Genomic DNA, 16,240 nt, shown 5'->3' with positions numbered 1-16,240 from the left:
GCGCCGATGCCCGCCGAGATCGTCCTCGGGGTCGGCGGCGGCATCGCCGCCTACAAGGCGTGTGAGCTGCTCCGGCTCTTCACCGAGTCGGGTCACCGGGTCCGGGTGGTGCCGACCGCCTCGGCGCTCCGCTTCGTCGGGGCGCCGACCTGGGCGGCCCTGTCCGGCCGGCCGGTCGCCGACGACGTCTGGTCCGACGTGCACGAGGTGCCGCACGTGCGGCTCGGGCAGCACGCCGACCTGGTCGTGGTCGCACCGGCCACCGCCGACCTGCTCGCCAAGGCCGCCCACGGCCTCGCCGACGACCTGCTCACAAACACGCTGCTGACCGCGCGCTGCCCGGTGCTGCTGGCCCCGGCCATGCACACCGAGATGTGGGAGCACCCGGCGACCGTGGCGAACGTGGCCACGCTGCGCTCGCGCGGCGTCCGCGTGATCGAGCCCGCAGTGGGCCGGCTCACCGGGCGGGACACCGGCAAGGGCCGGCTGCCCGACCCGGCGGAGATCTTCGCGGTGGCCCGCCGGGCCCTGGCCCGCGGCGCCGAGGCCGAGGCCGACCTGGCCGGCCGGCACGTGGTGGTCACCGCCGGGGGCACCCGCGAGCCGCTGGACCCGGTCCGGTTCCTGGGCAACCGGTCGTCCGGCAAGCAGGGGTACGCGTTCGCCCGCGCCGCCGTCGCCCGGGGCGCCCGGGTCACGCTCGTCGCGGCGAACGTGGCGCTGCCCGACCCGGCCGGGGTGGACCTGGTCCGGGTGGGCACGACCGAGGAACTGCGCACCGCCACGCTCGCGGCGGCAGCCGACGCGGACGCCGTGGTGATGGCCGCCGCGCCCGCCGACTTCCGGCCCGCCAGCTACGCCAGCGGGAAGATCAAGAAGTCCGACGACGGCGTCGCGCCGACCATCGAGCTGGTCACCAACCCGGACATCGCCGCCGAGCTGGGGCGCGTCCGCCGTCCCGGGCAGGTGCTCGTGATCTTCGCGGCCGAGACCGACGACGCGGAGGCCAACGGCCGGGCCAAGCTGGCCCGCAAGGGGGCCGACATGATCGTGGTCAACGAGGTCGGCGTGGACAAGGTCTTCGGCGCCGACACCAACGCGGCCACCGTGATCGGTGCCGACGGTGCCGTGCACCGGCTGCCCGAGCAGCCCAAGGAGGCCCTGGCCGACGCCGTCTGGGACCTCGTCTGTCCGCGGCTGCCGTCACGTTCCTGACGGTTGGTCGACCCGCGTTCATCGGGTCACGGCGGAACGACGGTGACTAAACTGCCGCCGAGCGACCTTTAAAAGTCTTCACATGCTTAGGAGTGCCGTGACACGTCTCTTCACGTCCGAATCGGTCACGGAGGGCCACCCGGACAAGATCGCCGACCAGATCAGTGACGGCATTCTCGACGCCCTGCTCGCCCAGGACCCGCACAGCCGGGTCGCGGTGGAGACGTTGATCACCACCGGTCAGGTGCACGTGGCCGGCGAGGTGACCACCAAGGCGTACGCCGACATCCCGACCATCGTCCGCGAGACCATCCTCGGCATCGGCTACGACTCGTCGAAGAAGGGCTTCGACGGCGCGTCCTGCGGCGTCAGCGTGTCCATCGGCGCGCAGTCGCCGGACATCGCCCAGGGCGTCGACAACGCCTTCGAGCTGCGTACCGGCGGGTCGGAGAGCGCGCTGGACGCGCAGGGCGCCGGCGACCAGGGCATGATGTTCGGCTTCGCCTGCTCCGAGACCCCCGAGCTGATGCCGCTGCCGATCGCGCTGGCGCACCGGCTGGCCCGCCGGCTCGCCGCGGTCCGCAAGGACGGCACGATCCCGTACCTGCGGCCGGACGGCAAGACGCAGGTGACCATCGAGTACGACGGGCTGCGCCCGGTCCGGCTCGACACCGTCGTCGTGTCCAGCCAGCACGCCGCGGACATCTCGCTGGAGTCGCTGCTCACCCCGGACATCCGCGACCATGTCATCGCCCCGGAGCTGGAGGGGCTCGGCCTGGACACCGAGGGCTACCGGCTGCTGGTCAACCCGACCGGGCGGTTCGAGATCGGCGGCCCGATGGGTGACGCCGGCCTGACCGGCCGGAAGATCATCGTGGACACGTACGGCGGGTACGCCCGGCACGGCGGCGGCGCGTTCTCCGGCAAGGACCCGTCGAAGGTCGACCGGTCGGCCGCGTACGCGATGCGCTGGGTCGCCAAGAACGTCGTGGCGGCCGGGCTGGCCGAGCGGTGCGAGGCGCAGGTCGCGTACGCGATCGGCAAGGCGCACCCGGTGAGCCTCTTCATCGAGACGTTCGGCACCGAGACCGTGCCGGTCGCCTCGATCGAGAAGGCCGTGGCCGAGGTGTTCGACCTGCGTCCGGCCGCCATCATCCGGGACCTGCACCTGCTGCGCCCGATCTACCAGCAGACCGCCGCGTACGGCCACTTCGGCCGGGAGCTGCCGGAGCTGACCTGGGAGGGCACCGACCGGGCCGCCGACCTCAAGTCGGCCGCGGGAGCCTGACCACCACCACGCGCCGCGACCGGCGACCCGCACCGGGGTCGCCGGTCGCGCGCGTCTGCGTGGACGTGCCGCTGCCGCACCTGGACCGCCCGTTCGACTACCTGGTGCCGGAGGCGCTCGACGCCGACGCCCGGCCCGGGGTGCGGGTGAAGGTGCGCTTCGCCGGGCAGCTCGTCGACGGCTGGCTGCTGGAGCGCGCCGAGTCGTCCGCGCACCCGAAGCTCGCGTACCTGGAGAAGGTCGTCTCCCCGGTGCCGGTGCTCTCCCCGGAGGTGGCGCGGCTGGCCCGCGCGGTCGCCGACAGGTACGCCGGCAGCCTCGCCGACGTGCTGCGGCTGGCGGTGCCGCCCCGGCACGCCCGCGCCGAGAAGGCCGTCACCGCCGCGGCCGCGCCCGACGTCGGCCCCGCCGACGGCACCGAACCCACCGGCAGCCCCGCCGACGGCACCGCGCCCGACGGCGTACCGGCCGAGGCCGCCGACGCCCGGCCGGGTGCCCGGGCGGAGGTGGACCCGCGCGGCTGGCGGGACTACCCGGCCGGTCCGGCGCTGCTGCGCGCGCTCACCGACGGCAAGCCCGCCCGCGCGGTCTGGTCGGCGCTGCCGGGGGAGGACTGGGCCGACAGGTGCGCCGACGCGGTCGCCGCCACGGTGGCCGGCGGCCGGGGCGCGGTGGTCGTGGTGGCCGACGCCCGCGACCTGGACCGCCTCGACGCCGCCCTGACCGCCGTGCTCGGCGCGGGGCGGCACGTCCGGCTCACCGCCGCCGACGGTCCGGCCCGCCGCTACCGGGCCTTTCTCGCCGCCCGCACGGGCGAGGTGGACGTGGTGATCGGCACCCGGGCGGCGATGTTCGCCCCGGTGCGGCGGCTCGGCCTGGTGGCGATCTGGGACGACGGCGACGACCTGCACGCCGAACCGCGCGCGCCCTACCCGCACGCCCGCGACGTGCTGCTCACCCGGGCGCAGCTCGGCGACATCGCCGCGCTGGTCGGCGGGTACGCCCGTACCGCCGAGGCGCAGTTGCTGGTGGAGACCGGCTGGGCGCGCGAGGTGGTGGCCGACCGGGCGGTGGTGCGCGCGCGTACCCCGGCCCTGGCCCCCACCGGCGACGACCCGCAACTGGCCCGCGACCCCGGCGCGGCCTCGGCGCGGCTGCCGAGCCTGGCCTGGACCACCGCCCGGGACGCGCTGCGCGCGGACCTGCCGGTGCTGGTGCAGGTGCCGCGCCGCGGTTACGTGCCGTCGGTGGCCTGCGCCGACTGCCGCGCCCCGGCCCGCTGCCCGCACTGCGCCGGGCCGCTCGCGCTGCCGTCGGCGCAGGGCACGCCCGCCTGCCGCTGGTGCGGGCGGGTCGCAGCCGCGTACGCCTGCCCGGAGTGCGGCGGGCGGCGGCTGCGCGCCTCGGTGACCGGCGCCCGGCGGACCGCCGAGGAACTGGGCCGGGCGTTCCCCGGCGTGCCGGTGCGGACCTCGGGGCGGGAGGAGGTGCTGGCGAGCGTGCCGGGTGGAGCCGGGCTGGTGATCGCCACCCCGGGCGCCGAGCCGGTCGCCGAGGGCGGCTACGGCGCGGTGCTGCTGCTCGACTCGTGGGCACTGCTGACCCGGGCCGACCTGCGGGCCGGAGAGGAGGCGCTGCGGCGGTGGATGGCCGCCGCCGCGCTGGCCCGGCCCGGTACGGCAGGTGGCCGGGTGGTGGTGGTCGCCGACGGCGCGCTGGCCCCGGTGCAGGCGCTGCTGCGCTGGGACTCCGCCTGGTTCGCGGCCCGGGAACTGGCCGAGCGGCGCGAACTGGGCTTCCCCCCGGCGGTCCGGATGGCGAGCGTCACCGGTGCGGCCGAGGCGGTGGCCGACCTGCTCGCCGGCGCCCGGCTGCCGGGTGACGCCGAGGTGCTCGGCCCGGTGCCGGCCGACGAGGGCCGGGAGCGGATGCTGGTCCGCGTGCCCCGGTCACGGGCCGCCGCGATGGCCGAGGCACTGCACGCCGCCGCCGGGCAGCGCAGCGCCCGCAAGGCGGCCGACCCGGTACGGCTCCAGGTCGACCCGCTCACGCTGTTCTGATCGACGCGCCCGTGACAGTGCGCACGCGGACCCTCGCGCACGGTCGTGACCTGGGGTTTGCCGCACACCTGGTCCGGCAATCGAGTAGCGGGCGGTGATAGCATCGCCCGTCATGCCCAGCCGCGCGGTTTTCCCGTGCGGGACGCGGCGCGGCGGGTGCCAGAGCACGTCGGGCCGACACGGATTCGATGTCGTCAGTCAGCCGGTGAGCAGGGGTGGACCAGTCGTGACCGTTCGTCAGTCGATCGTCTTCAACGGTGACCTCGGCAGTGGCAAGAGCACCGTCTCGGTCGAGATCGCCAAGCGGCTCGGGCTGCGCCGGGTCAGCGTCGGCGACCTCTACCGCCAGATGGCCCAGGAGCGGCAGATGACCGCCCTCCAGCTCAACCTGCACGCCGAGCTGGACCAGGCCGTCGACGGGTACGTCGACCAGCTCCAGCGCGACATCGCCGCCTCCGGTGAGTCCCTGGTCATGGACTCCCGCCTGGCCTGGCACTTCTTCACCGACGCGCTCAAGGTGCACATGATCACCGAGCCGACCGAGGCGGCCCGGCGCGTGCTCGCCCGGCCGTCCGGCCCGGCCGAGAGCTACACCTCGCTGGAGGAGGCGCGGGCCAAGCTGCGCGAGCGCAGCGAGAGCGAGCGCGGCCGGTTCATCGTCCGGTACGGCGTCGACAAGGCCCGCCTGCGCAACTACGACCTGGTCTGCGACACCACCCGGGCCGACCCGGAGCAGGTCATCCAGCACGTCATCGACGTCTACGAGGGCCGCCTCGGCGCGGACGTGCTGCGGGCCGGCCGGCCGCTGCTGCTGCTCGACCCGAACCGGGTGTACCCCACCGAGGACGTGTCGACGCTGCGCGGCCTCTGGGACGCCGACGCCGCTGCCGAGACGGCCGGCAACGGCGCGGAGCCGGAGCCGCTGAGCATCGGCTACACCGGCGAGTACTTCTTCGTCGTCGACGGGCACCGGCGGCTGAGCGCGGCGGTGCGCGGCGGCCTGCCGATGGTCGCGGCCCGGCTGGTCGCCGAGGTGGACGAGCCGGTGGTCGGCGGGATCAGCGCGCTCGACTTCTTCACCGCGCAGGCCCGCCCGGGGCTGATCCACGACTGGGAGGACGCGCACGGCATCACGCTGCCGCTGCCGGAGCACGCGCTGCTCGGCGGCGGCCCGGTGCTCGCCGGGGAGCCGGGCGCCGGCGTCTGACCGCCGGGGACACCGCCACCTCGCCGGCACGGGTTCACCCGATCCGGCGGGCCGGAGCATGATGAAGGCCTCCGATGCCTGGGGAGGCGGAATCGTGGATCCGACCGACGCGCTCGCGTTGCTGATGTCCCCCGAGGGTCGTCTCGACCCCTATCCGACGTACGAGCGGCTGCGCGCGCACGGTCCGGTGGTCCAGGCCGGGCCGGTCTTCTACGTGGTCACCGGCTACGCCGAGGCCGACGCGATCCTGCGCGACCCGCGCTTCGGTGTGATGGACGACGCGCTGCGCGACCAGTTCATGCCGGGCTGGCGGGAGAGCCCGGCGGTGCTGTCGATCTCCCGGTCGATGCTGCGCACCAACCCGCCGGACCACAGCCGGATGCGGCGGCTGGCCGCCGGCGCGTTCACCCCGCGCCGGATCGCCGCGATGCGCGACGTGGTGCGGGCGCAGGCCGACGAGCTGGTCGACGCGATGCTCGCCGCCGACGGGCCGGTCGACTTCATGGCCGCGTTCGCGTACCCCCTGCCGGTCGGCGTGATCTGCGCGCTGCTCGGCGTGCCGGCGGCGGACCGGCCGCTGTTCCGGCGCTGGGCCACCGACCTGACCGGCGTGCTCGAACCGGAGATCACCGCCGACGAGCTGGCGGTGGCCGACCGCGGCGCGACCGAGCTGCGGGACTACTTCACCGAGCTGGTGGCGGCCCGCCGCCGGGCCCCGGCCGACGACCTCACCACCGCGCTGGTCCAGGCCCACGACGGCGGCGACCGGCTCTCCGGCGACGAACTGCTGGCCAACCTCATCGTGCTGCTGGTGGCGGGCTTCGAGACCACCACCAACCTGCTCGGCAACGGCCTGGTGGCGCTGCTGGAGCATCCGCGCGCCGCGGCGGCGCTGCGCGAGCGGCCCGACCTCGCCCCCGCCTACGTCGACGAGCTGCTGCGCTACGACTCGCCGGTGCAGCTCACCTCGCGGATGAGCACCGCGCCGTCCCGCTACGGCGACGTCGACCTGCCGCCGGAGAGCTGGGTCATCGTGCTGCTCGGCGCGGCCAACCGTGATCCCCGCCGCTATCCGGATCCGGCCCGCTTCGACCCGTGGCGGGCGCAGATCGCGCCGTTGTCCTTCGGCGCCGGGCCACACTACTGCCTCGGTGCGGCGCTGGCCCGGCTGGAGGCGCAGGTGGCGTTCCCGCTGCTGCTGCGCCGGCTGCCCGGGCTGGCGGTGGCGGGCCGGCCCGAGCGGCGGGTCCGGCTCACCCTGCGTGGTCACGCCACGTTGCCGGTGACAGCGGGGCGGGAGGCGGCCCCGGTCACCGTTCCCGGTACGCGACCCGGGGCGGCCGGGCCGACTCCGTAGACTGGACGCGCATCGTTCGACCCAGACAAGGAGCCACGCCGAGTGACCGTCCAGCCCATCCGTCTGTTCGGCGATCCGGTGCTGCGCACGCCGGCCGACCCGGTCGTCGACTTCGACGCCGAGCTGCGCAAGCTGATCGCCGACCTGACCGACACGATGCGCGAGCAGAGCGGCGCCGGCCTGGCCGCGCCGCAGCTCGGGGTGGGCCTGCGGGTGTTCACCTTCGACGTCGACGACGTCCTCGGCCACCTGGTCAACCCGGTGCTGGAGTTCCCCGACGAGGAGGAACAGGACGGCCCGGAGGGCTGCCTGTCCATCCCCGGGCTCTACTTCGACACCAAGCGCCGGCAGAACGTGATCGCCAAGGGCTTCAACGGCTACGGCGACCCGCTGCAGATCGTCGGCACCGGCCTGATGGCCCGCTGCGTGCAGCACGAGACCGACCACCTCGACGGCGTGCTCTTCGTCGACCGGCTCGACGCGGCCGGCCGCAAGGAGGCCATGAAGGCGATCCGCCAGGCCGAGTGGTACGACCGGGCCGCGCCGCCGACGGTCAAGCTCAGCCCGCACGCCGCCGGCAACCCGTTCGGTCTGGGGCGGTGACCCGGATGCGCCTGGTCTTCGCCGGCACGCCGGCCGTCGCCGTACCGGCCCTGGACGCGATCGCCGCCTCCGGGCACGAGCTGCTCGCCGTGGTCACCCGCCCCGACGCCCCGGCCGGGCGGGGCCGGGGACTGGTCCGCTCGCCGGTCGGCGCGTGGGCCGACGCGCACGGCGTCGAGGTGCTCACCCCCGCCCGTCCGCGCGAGCCGGAGTTCCTCGACCGGCTGCGCGAGCTGGCGCCGGACTGCGTTCCGGTGGTCGCCTACGGCGCGCTGGTGCCGCCGGTCGCGCTGGAGATCCCCCGGCACGGCTGGATCAACCTGCACTTCTCGCTGCTGCCCGCATGGCGCGGCGCCGCGCCGGTGCAGCACGCCGTGCTGCACGGCGACGAACTGACCGGGGCCAGCGTCTTCGAGCTGGAGGCGGGGCTGGACACCGGTCCGGTCTACGGCACCGTCACCGACGAGATCCGGCCCGCCGACACCTCCGGTGACCTGCTGGAGCGGCTCGCGCACTCCGGCGCCGGGCTGCTTGTCGCCGTGCTCGACGCGATCGGCGCCGGCACCGCCCGGGCCGTGCCGCAGCCGGCCGACGGCGTCTCGCTCGCCCCGAAGCTGACGGTGGAGGACGCCCGGGTCCGCTGGGGTGACCCCGCGTTCGCGGTGGACCGGCGCATCCGCGCCTGTACGCCCGCGCCCGGCCCGTGGACGACGTTCCGCGACGACCGGGTCAAGCTCGGCCCGGTCACGCCGCTGCCCGACGGCCCGGAGCTGAAGCCGGGGGAGCTGCACGTGGAGAAGTCGGGCGTGCTCGTCGGTACCGCCACCACGCCGGTGCGCCTCGGCGAGGTGCGCGCCGCCGGCAAGAAGGCAATGCCCGCCGGCGACTGGGCGCGTGGCGCCCGGGTCACCGCCGGCGAGGTGTTCGCGTGACGGGGCCGCAGCGCCCGGACCGGCCCGTCGAGGGCGAGCGTCCCCGGGGGTACGCGCGTGAGCACGGCGACCGGCGGGGCGGGGACCGGTTCGGTGGCGACCGGCGGGGCGGGGACCGGTTCGGTGGGGACCGGCGGGGCGGGCGTCCGGTCCGTCCGGCGGTCGACCTGCCCCGGCAGATCGCGTACGAGGCGATCGCGGCGGTGCACCGCGACGACGCGTACGCCAACCTGGTGCTCCCGGCGATGCTGCGCGAGGCCGGGCTGACCGGCCGGGACGCCGCGTTCGCCACCGAGCTGACCTACGGCACGCTGCGGCACACCGGCACGCTGGACGCGATCGTCACCGACGCGGCCGGGCGGGACGTGCAGCGCATCGACCCGCCGGTGCGCGACGCGCTGCGGCTCGGGGCGTACCAGATCCTGCACACCCGGGTGCCCGCGCACGCCGCGGTGTCCTCCACTGTGGACCTGGTCCGATCGGTGGGGCCGGGCGCCACCGGGTTCGCCAACGCGGTACTGCGGGAGATCACCACCCGGGACGCCGACGCCTGGGTGGCGAAGCTCGCCCCGGCGCAGGAGACCGACCCGATCGGGCACCTCGCGCTGGCGTACAGCCATCCGCAGTGGATCGTGCGGTCGTTCGCCGAGGCGCTCGGCGGCGACATGGGCGAGACGACCCGGCTGCTCATCGAGGACAACGAGCGCCCGCCGGTGCACCTGTGCGCCCGGCCGGGCCTGGCCGATCCGGTGGCGCTGGCCGACGAGGTGGGCGGCGCGCCCGGCGCGTTCTCGCCGTACGCGGTCTACCTGCCCGGCGGCGCGCCGGGTGACCTGCCGGCGGTGGCCGACGGCCGCGCGCACGTGCAGGACGAGGGTTCCCAGCTGGTGGCGGACGCGCTGACCGCGGCGCCGCTGGACGGCCCGGACGGCCGCTGGCTGGACCTGTGCGCCGGTCCAGGTGGCAAGTCCGGCCTGCTGGGCGCGCTCGCCGCGATCCGTGGCGCGCGGCTCACGGCGGTCGAGGTGGCCGAGCACCGGGCACGGCTGGTGGAGCAGGCGACCCGAGGGCTGCCGGTGACGGTGCTGCACACCGACGGGCGCAGCGTGGGCAGCGATCCGAAGCTGCCGGAGGAGCACTTCGACCGGGTGCTCGTGGACGCGCCGTGCACCGGGCTGGGCGCGCTGCGCCGCCGCCCGGAGTCGCGGTGGCGCCGCCAGCCGTCAGACCTACCGCCGCTGACCCGGTTGCAGCGGGAACTGCTCACCGCCGGGCTGCGGGCGGCCCGGCCGGGTGGCCTGGTCGCATACGTGACCTGCTCGCCGCATGTGGTGGAGACGCACGTGACGGTGACCGAGGCGGCTCGGCGGTGCGGTTTCGGTGTCGACTTCGTCGACGCGCGGCCGCTGCTGCCGGCCGGCATGCCGGGTCTGGGCGACGGCCCCACGGTGCAGCTGTGGCCGCATCGCCACGGCACCGACGCCATGTTCCTGGCGGTCCTCCGCCGGGTCTGACCCACCCCTCTTCGCAGTCGATCGAGGAGTTCGTGTCCCCGGCGCCGCCGTGCCCGGACACGAACTCCTTGATCGTCATGCGGCGAAATGGGGAGGGATGGAGCGTGTGCGGCATCCCGGTGGGGGGAGGGGGCCGGTGGGATGTGACAGCCCGTTGACTGTGCGATCGATACATGTAACTGTTCCGATCACCGGTCCCGGCACCCCCGCCCGCCGAACCCCCACGAGGAGTCTCCATGAGACGCAGAACGCCGACCACGAGCCTCGCGCTCGCCCTCGTCGCCACCCTGACGACGGCGAGCCTGGCCGGCACCGCCTCCGCCGCGCCCGCTCCGGCCCCCGCCCCCGCCCCGGCCGCCGCCGCGCTCGCCGCGCCGGACGTCTCCCTGAGCAACATCCAGGCCCACCTCACCCAGTTCAACTCCATCGCCACCAGCAACGGCGGCAACCGGCGCTCCGGCTCGGCCGGCTACACGGCGTCGGTCAACTACGTCAAGGGCAAGCTCCAGGCCGCCGGCTACACGGTCACCGAGCAGAACTGCTCCACCTGCACCTACCCGGGCAACAACCTGATCGCCGAGTGGCCGCAGGGCCCCTCCGACCAGGTCGTCATGTTCGGTGCCCACCTGGACGGCGTCGCCGCCGGCCCCGGCATCAACGACAACGCCTCCGGCTCGTCGGTGCTGCTGGAGAACGCGCTGGTGCTGGCCGCGCAGAACCCGACCATGACCAAGCGGGTCCGGTTCGCCTGGTGGAACGGCGAGGAGCAGGGCCTGCAGGGCTCCAAGCACTACGTCAACCAGCTCAGCTCCACCCAGCGCGGCTACATCAAGGGCTACTACAACTTCGACATGGTGGGCTCGCCCAACGGCGGCTACTTCATCAACCGGATCACCTCGGCCACCGCCGCGCCGCTGAAGGCGTACTGGGACTCGTTCGGCATCTCGCCGGAGGAGAACACCGAGGGCCAGGGCCGCTCGGACGACTACTCGTTCGCCAACGCCGGCATCCAGACCTCCGGCTACGCGGCGGGCGCCAGCTACACCAAGACCTCGGCGCAGGCCAGCAAGTGGGGTGGCACCGCGGGCGCGGCGTACGACGGGTGCTACCACCGCTCCTGCGACAACACCGGCAACATCAACACGACCATCCTGAACCGGGCCGCGGACGGCGTCGCGTACGCGATCTGGCAGCTCGCGGTCGGCGGCGGCACGCCGACAAACGACTTCTCCGTCTCGGTGAGCCCCACCTCCGGCAGCGTCGCCCGGGGCGGCTCCACCACCGCCACGGTCAGCACCGCCACCACCGCCGGCAGCGCGCAGACCGTGGCGTTGTCCGCCAGTGGCGCCCCGAGCGGCGTCTCGGTGAGCTTCAGCCCGTCCTCGGTCACCTCGGGCGGCTCGGCCACCATGACCGTCACCGCCTCGTCGACGGCCACCACCGGCACGTTCACGCTCACCGTGACCGGCACCGGCTCGGCCACCCGCACCGCGAGCTACACGATCACGGTGACCGGCGGCAGCGGCGGCTGCACCGGTGGCCAGCTGATCGGCAACAGCAGCTTCGAGTCCGGCACCACGCCGTGGACGGCCAGCTCGGGCGTGATCACCAACAGCTCGAGCCAGGCGGCCCGCACCGGGTCGTACAAGGCGTGGATGAACGGATACGGCTCCTCGCGTACCGACACGCTCTCCCAGTCGGTCACGCTGCCGTCCGGGTGCAGCAGCTACACGTTCTCGTTCTGGCTGCACATCGACTCGGCCGAGACGACCACCTCGACCGCTTACGACAAGCTCACCGTGCAGGTCGGTTCGACCACGCTGGCCACGTACTCGAACCTGAACAAGGCGACCGGCTACACCCAGCGCACCTTCAACCTGGCCGCGTACGCGGGTCAGACGGTCACGCTGAAGTGGACCGGGGTCGAGGACTCCTCGCTGCAGACCAGCTTCGTCGTGGACGACGTGACGCTGCAGGTCGGCTGAGCGGTACCGGGCGGGGTGGGCGCCGGCCCGTCCCGCCCGGTTCTCAGTTGATCGGCAGCGCCTTGGCGCCCGCGCCCTTGACCGAGCGGGTCAGCGACCGTCCGGAGACCCACAGGAAGCACTGCACGCCCCGGTCGCCGTCGCGCCACTGCTCCTCGTACGGGTGGTAGATGATGGTGCCGGCCCGGTACTGCATGTTGCCGTCGTTCGGCAGCCCGGCGTACTTGGCGATCAGGCCGCGGCAGGCCTTGTGCGCGCGCAGCGGCGTGCGGTCGAACTCCGCGTAGCTGATGTCCGGCGCCTGGTAGACGCCGACGAACTCGGCGTGGTGCTTGCTGGTGCAGGCCACCGGCCGCATCGACTGCACCTTGTCCTTGCTCAGCTTCGGGTTGAAGCAGCCGAGCGCGAGCTTCGAGCCGGGCTTCAACGCCCCCCGCAGGCTGCCGGTGCGCTGGGACACGGCGCCCTCGTCCAGATCGCTGATCTCGGCGACGTCGCAGCGGTACCAGCGGGCCCCGCCGGACCACGCGAGCGCCGACGGGAAGACCACCGCCAGGCGCAGCCGCCCGGAGCGCCAGTCCGCGCCGACGGCGCGGGTGACCTGGCGGGCGCACTCGGCGTGCGCGGCACGCATCCCCGCCGAGCCGGTACGCGGCGGCGCGGAACGCTCCGCCTCCGCGCCGGTCATCGTGCCGACGTGCAGCGTCTCGGTGCGGTGCGGGGTGGCGCAGTCGACCGGCTGGTAGCCGCTGAGGTAGCCGACGTCGGCGACAGTGGGATGACAGGCGCCGGACTTCGGCACGAACCCGACCGGCGCGGCGAACGCGGGCCAGTCGTCGACCAGGTCCCGGTCCACTCCGGCCGGCGCGGCACAGCCGCCGAGCGCCAGCGCCAGCGCCGCGCCCACGGTGACCGCCACCCGCCATCGCCGCATCCCGACCGACCTCCCCCGCGCATCCGGCGCCGTCCGGTCACCCGGTACGCCTCGGCGGTGGAGCATACGGCAGCCGATCAGGTGACCGGGAGTCCCTCGGGGCCGGCGCCGCGCACCGATCGGTTCAGCTTGCGGTCGTCACTCCACAGGAAACAGCGCACGCCCCGGTCGCCCTCCTCCCACTCCCGCTGCGACGGCGGGTAGAAGATGGACCCGGCCCGGTACGGCAGTTCGGCGTTGTCCGGCACCTCGGCGAACGCGGCGATGAGCGTCATGCAGCGCCGGTGCGTGGCGGGCGCGCCCTTGGTGAACTCCGCCCAGCTCATGTCGCGTTCCTCGTACACGCCGACGAACTCCGCCCGGTGCGGTTCGGTGCACAGCACCGGGGCCATGTAGTTGAGGTTCTGGCCGATCAGCTTCGGGTCGAAGCACCTGTGCACCAGCGGGTTGTCGCCGACGAGCGCGCCGCGCAGGCTGCCGACCCGGTTGACCGGGCGGGTGTTGTCGATGCTGTCGGTCTCGGCCAGGTCGCAGCGGAACCAGCGGGCGCCGGACGTCCAGGCGGTGACGGTGGGCAGCGCGATGTTCAGCGTCAGCCGGGCGGCCCGCCAGTCCCCGCCGATCATCTCCCGGGCCCGCTGGTCGCACTCTGCGCGCGCGGTCCGCAGCGCCGGCGAGCCGGGTTCCGGGCGCACGCCCTGCGCCGCCGGTCCGCTGAACCGGCCGACGTGCACGGTCTCGGCCAGGTGGCTGCCCGCGCAGTTGACCGTCTCGTAGGTGGCGGCGGCCACCACGGTGCTCAGCCGGGGCAGGCAGGCCTCGGTCGCCGGGACGAACAGCTGCGGCACCGGCAGCGCCGCCCAGTCGTCGATCAGGTCGCCGTCGGCCCGATGCACCTGAGCGCAACCCGCGAGCACCGCAGTCGCCGCGCCGGCCAGCGCGAGCACGTGGAGCCACCGTCGCATCGTCCGCCCCTTCCGGGAGAGATGACAGCCGGTCGTCATAGGCCCGACCGGCGTCCCCCGCGCCCGGGCGTGCAGCATACGTGACCGTCCCTGTAGGAGTTTCGTCATCTTTCAATCGATCGGCCAGTCACCGGCGACTATTCGTGCCGACTTTCTCCCCGGACGGCCGGACGGTGCACCGCGGGTGACGGAAGGATCACCGCTGGTCGCTCCGGGAGCCGTGCCGCTACCTCCGGATCACCGCGTTCGTACACTGGCCCCGTGACCGTACCGCCGCCGATCGTCGCGCCCAGCATCCTGGCCGCCGATTTCGCCCGCCTCGCCGACGAGGTCCGTGCCGTGGAGCCCGCCGCCGACTGGCTGCACGTCGACGTCATGGACAACCACTTCGTACCCAACCTGACCATCGGGCTGCCGGTGGTGCAGAGCCTGCGCGCCGTCACCGGGATCCCGTTCGACGTGCACCTGATGATCGAGGATCCGCGCCGCTGGGCGCCCGGGTACGCCGACGCCGGGGCGTACAACGTCACGTTCCACGCCGAGGCGTGCGACGACCCGGTGGCGCTGGCGAAGGACCTGCGCTCGGCCGGGGCGAAGGCCGGGCTGGCGATCGACCGGGACACCCCGATCGAGCCGTACCTGGAGCTGCTGCCGAGCTTCGACACGCTGCTGATCATGACGATCAAGGCCGGCTTCGGCGGCCAGCGTTTCCTGCCGCAACTGCTGGACAAGGTGCGCGCGGCCCGCCGGCACGTCGACAGCGGGCACCTGGAGCTGCGCATCGAGGTCGACGGCGGCATCGCCGCGGACACCATCGAGCAGGCCGCCGCGGCCGGCGCCGACGCGTTCGTCGCGGGCACCGCCGTCTACGGCGCCGACGATCCCGCGGAGGCGGTGCGCCGCCTGCGGGGCCTGGCGGAACGCGCGATGACCGGGGCCTGAGATGGACCCGGCCGGCGAGCGACCCGACGTGATCCTCGTCGTCGACGACGACGAGGACATCGCCCGCTTCGTCGAGTTCAACCTGCGCCTGCACGGCTTCGAGGTGCTGCACGCCGCCGACGGCCAGGAGGCGCTGGAGGTCATCGAGCGGCAGCGGCCCGACCTCGCAGTGGTCGACCTGATGATGCCGCGCATCGACGGGCTGGAACTGACCCGGCGGCTGCGCGCCGACCCGATGACCTCGGCCCTGCCGGTGATCATGCTGACCGCCAAGGGGATGACCCAGGACAAGGTCAACGGGCTCAGCGTCGGCGCGGACGACTACCTGGTCAAGCCGTTCGACACGCTGGAACTGGTGGCCCGGGTCAACTCCACGCTGCGCCGCAACAAGGAGTTCCGGGAGGTCTCGCCGCTGACCGGACTGCCCGGCAACAGCCGGATCCGGCGGGAGATCAGCGACCGGGTCCGCAACGGCGTCGACTACGCCGTCGGCTACATCGACATCGACCGGTTCAAGAGCGTCAACGACCGGTACGGCTTCGTGCGCGGCGACGAGTTCATCTCGGCGCTGGCCCGCAGCCTGCACCGCGCGGTGGTGTCGATCGGGATGCCGCCGGCGTTCCTCGGCCACGTCGGCGGCGACGACTTCGTCATCGTCTGCGCCCCCAGCCAGGTCCGGCCGCTGACCAGCCGGGCCGTCGTCGACTTCGAGAAGGCCGCGGACGCGCTGTACGACGCCACCGACCGGGAACGCGGCTTCGTCGAGCTGAAGGACCGGCGCGGCAACATCCGCCGCGCCGCGCTGGTGACGCTCTCCATCGGCGTGTCGCTGTCCGATTCCGGCAAGCGGTTCACCGACCCGCTGGAGGCGATCGCGGTGGCCTCGGAGATGAAGACGGTGGCCAAGAGCCAGCCAGGCTCGTACGTGGCGGTGGACCGCCGGCGCGGCGTCACCTGAGGCGGTCCTGTGAGGTAGCTCGCCTCTGTGGCGCACGCCCGGGCGGAACGTGTAAGACTTCCCGTATACCCACCACGCGCTGGCGGGGCTCGGTGAAATTCCGAACCGGCGGTGATCCACGGTCCGACCGTGGTAAGCCCGCGACCCGGACGGCTTCGGCCGGACGGTGGACCTGGTGAGAATCCGGGGCCGACGGTTGGGGTGCGGCTCGTCCGCCCCCAGAAAGTCCGGATGGGAGACAGCGCGCGGAACGGGGGAGGCCCCTGCCGGCCGCTGAGCA

At 74.1% G+C, this 16,240-nt stretch carries 13 protein-coding genes and 1 riboswitch; of the genes, 11 read left to right on the top strand and 2 right to left on the bottom strand.

Annotated features, from left to right (window positions below; genetic code table 11):
• Positions 1-6: 6 nt before the first annotated feature.
• The 9 genes from coaBC to IRY44_RS26070 all read left to right on the top strand — a co-directional run bounded on the left by coaBC (position 7) and on the right by IRY44_RS26070 (position 12,161).
• Entirely contained in the window at positions 7-1,215 is a 1,209-nt protein-coding gene (gene coaBC / locus IRY44_RS26110) for a bifunctional phosphopantothenoylcysteine decarboxylase/phosphopantothenate--cysteine ligase CoaBC (protein ID WP_194802865.1), read from the top strand.
• 97 nt (positions 1,216-1,312) lie between these two features.
• The gene (gene metK / locus IRY44_RS26105; RefSeq protein ID WP_262015716.1) at positions 1,313-2,503 is read left to right on the top strand and encodes a methionine adenosyltransferase; all 1,191 of its coding nucleotides are present in this window, start codon (positions 1,313-1,315) and stop codon (positions 2,501-2,503) included.
• A 59-nt stretch (positions 2,504-2,562) separates the two neighbouring features.
• Entirely contained in the window at positions 2,563-4,563 is a 2,001-nt protein-coding gene (locus IRY44_RS26100; protein ID WP_194802863.1) for a primosomal protein N', read from the top strand.
• Positions 4,564-4,789: 226 nt separating this feature from the next.
• The gene (locus tag IRY44_RS26095) at positions 4,790-5,770 is read left to right on the top strand and encodes an AAA family ATPase (RefSeq protein WP_194802862.1); all 981 of its coding nucleotides are present in this window, start codon (positions 4,790-4,792) and stop codon (positions 5,768-5,770) included.
• 94 nt (positions 5,771-5,864) lie between these two features.
• Positions 5,865-7,127, top strand: a complete 1,263-nt coding sequence (locus IRY44_RS26090) for a cytochrome P450 (protein ID WP_194802861.1) — start codon at positions 5,865-5,867, stop codon at positions 7,125-7,127.
• 42 nt (positions 7,128-7,169) lie between these two features.
• A complete protein-coding gene (gene def, locus IRY44_RS26085; RefSeq protein WP_194802860.1) occupies positions 7,170-7,730 on the top strand; it encodes a peptide deformylase in 561 nt (186 codons plus the stop codon).
• Between the two features lie 5 nt (positions 7,731-7,735).
• Entirely contained in the window at positions 7,736-8,662 is a 927-nt protein-coding gene (fmt, locus tag IRY44_RS26080; RefSeq protein WP_194802937.1) for a methionyl-tRNA formyltransferase, read from the top strand.
• Positions 8,659-10,176 (top strand): RsmB/NOP family class I SAM-dependent RNA methyltransferase, encoded by a 1,518-nt coding sequence (locus IRY44_RS26075; RefSeq protein ID WP_194802859.1) that lies wholly within the window; start codon positions 8,659-8,661, stop codon positions 10,174-10,176. The genes fmt and IRY44_RS26075 overlap by 4 nt, the downstream gene beginning before the upstream one ends.
• Before the next feature lie 236 nt (positions 10,177-10,412).
• Positions 10,413-12,161 carry a M28 family peptidase gene (locus IRY44_RS26070; protein ID WP_194802858.1) on the top strand — a complete coding sequence of 583 codons (1,749 nt, stop codon included), beginning with the start codon at positions 10,413-10,415 and terminating at the stop codon, positions 12,159-12,161.
• A gap of 43 nt (positions 12,162-12,204) precedes the next feature.
• On the opposite strand, the gene IRY44_RS26065 is transcribed toward IRY44_RS26070, so the two are convergent.
• A complete protein-coding gene (locus IRY44_RS26065) occupies positions 12,205-13,095 on the bottom strand; it encodes a septum formation family protein (protein ID WP_194802857.1) in 891 nt (296 codons plus the stop codon).
• Positions 13,096-13,172: 77 nt separating this feature from the next.
• A complete protein-coding gene (locus IRY44_RS26060) occupies positions 13,173-14,060 on the bottom strand; it encodes a septum formation family protein (protein ID WP_194802856.1) in 888 nt (295 codons plus the stop codon).
• Positions 14,061-14,321: 261 nt separating this feature from the next.
• Between IRY44_RS26060 and rpe the strand changes: the two genes are divergently transcribed.
• Together rpe and IRY44_RS26050 are read left to right on the top strand one after the other, a co-directional pair.
• The gene (gene rpe, locus IRY44_RS26055; RefSeq protein ID WP_128137820.1) at positions 14,322-15,002 is read left to right on the top strand and encodes a ribulose-phosphate 3-epimerase; all 681 of its coding nucleotides are present in this window, start codon (positions 14,322-14,324) and stop codon (positions 15,000-15,002) included.
• Between the two features lies 1 nt (position 15,003).
• Positions 15,004-15,960 carry a response regulator gene (locus IRY44_RS26050; RefSeq protein WP_194802855.1) on the top strand — a complete coding sequence of 319 codons (957 nt, stop codon included), beginning with the start codon at positions 15,004-15,006 and terminating at the stop codon, positions 15,958-15,960.
• A gap of 74 nt (positions 15,961-16,034) precedes the next feature.
• Positions 16,035-16,207, top strand: a riboswitch (FMN riboswitch).
• Positions 16,208-16,240: the final 33 nt, after the last annotated feature.

This window comes from Micromonospora sp. ANENR4 (genome assembly GCF_015354395.1).
In the GTDB taxonomy this organism is placed as follows: Bacteria; Actinomycetota; Actinomycetes; order Mycobacteriales; family Micromonosporaceae; genus Micromonospora; species Micromonospora aurantiaca.
This window is presented reverse-complemented; position numbering and strand designations above follow the sequence as displayed.

What these genes read in the sequence shown, in the direction of transcription:
- coaBC (WP_194802865.1), top strand. Translation starts at nt 7, where the DNA reads ATGCCCGCCGAGATCGTCCTCGGGGTCGGCGGCGGCATCGCCGCCTAC.
- fmt (WP_194802937.1), top strand. Translation starts at nt 7,736, where the DNA reads ATGCGCCTGGTCTTCGCCGGCACGCCGGCCGTCGCCGTACCGGCCCTG.
- IRY44_RS26070 (WP_194802858.1), top strand. Translation starts at nt 10,413, where the DNA reads ATGAGACGCAGAACGCCGACCACGAGCCTCGCGCTCGCCCTCGTCGCC.
- IRY44_RS26065 (WP_194802857.1), bottom strand. Translation starts at nt 13,095, where the DNA reads ATGCGGCGATGGCGGGTGGCGGTCACCGTGGGCGCGGCGCTGGCGCTG.
- IRY44_RS26060 (WP_194802856.1), bottom strand. Translation starts at nt 14,060, where the DNA reads ATGCGACGGTGGCTCCACGTGCTCGCGCTGGCCGGCGCGGCGACTGCG.
- IRY44_RS26050 (WP_194802855.1), top strand. Translation starts at nt 15,004, where the DNA reads ATGGACCCGGCCGGCGAGCGACCCGACGTGATCCTCGTCGTCGACGAC.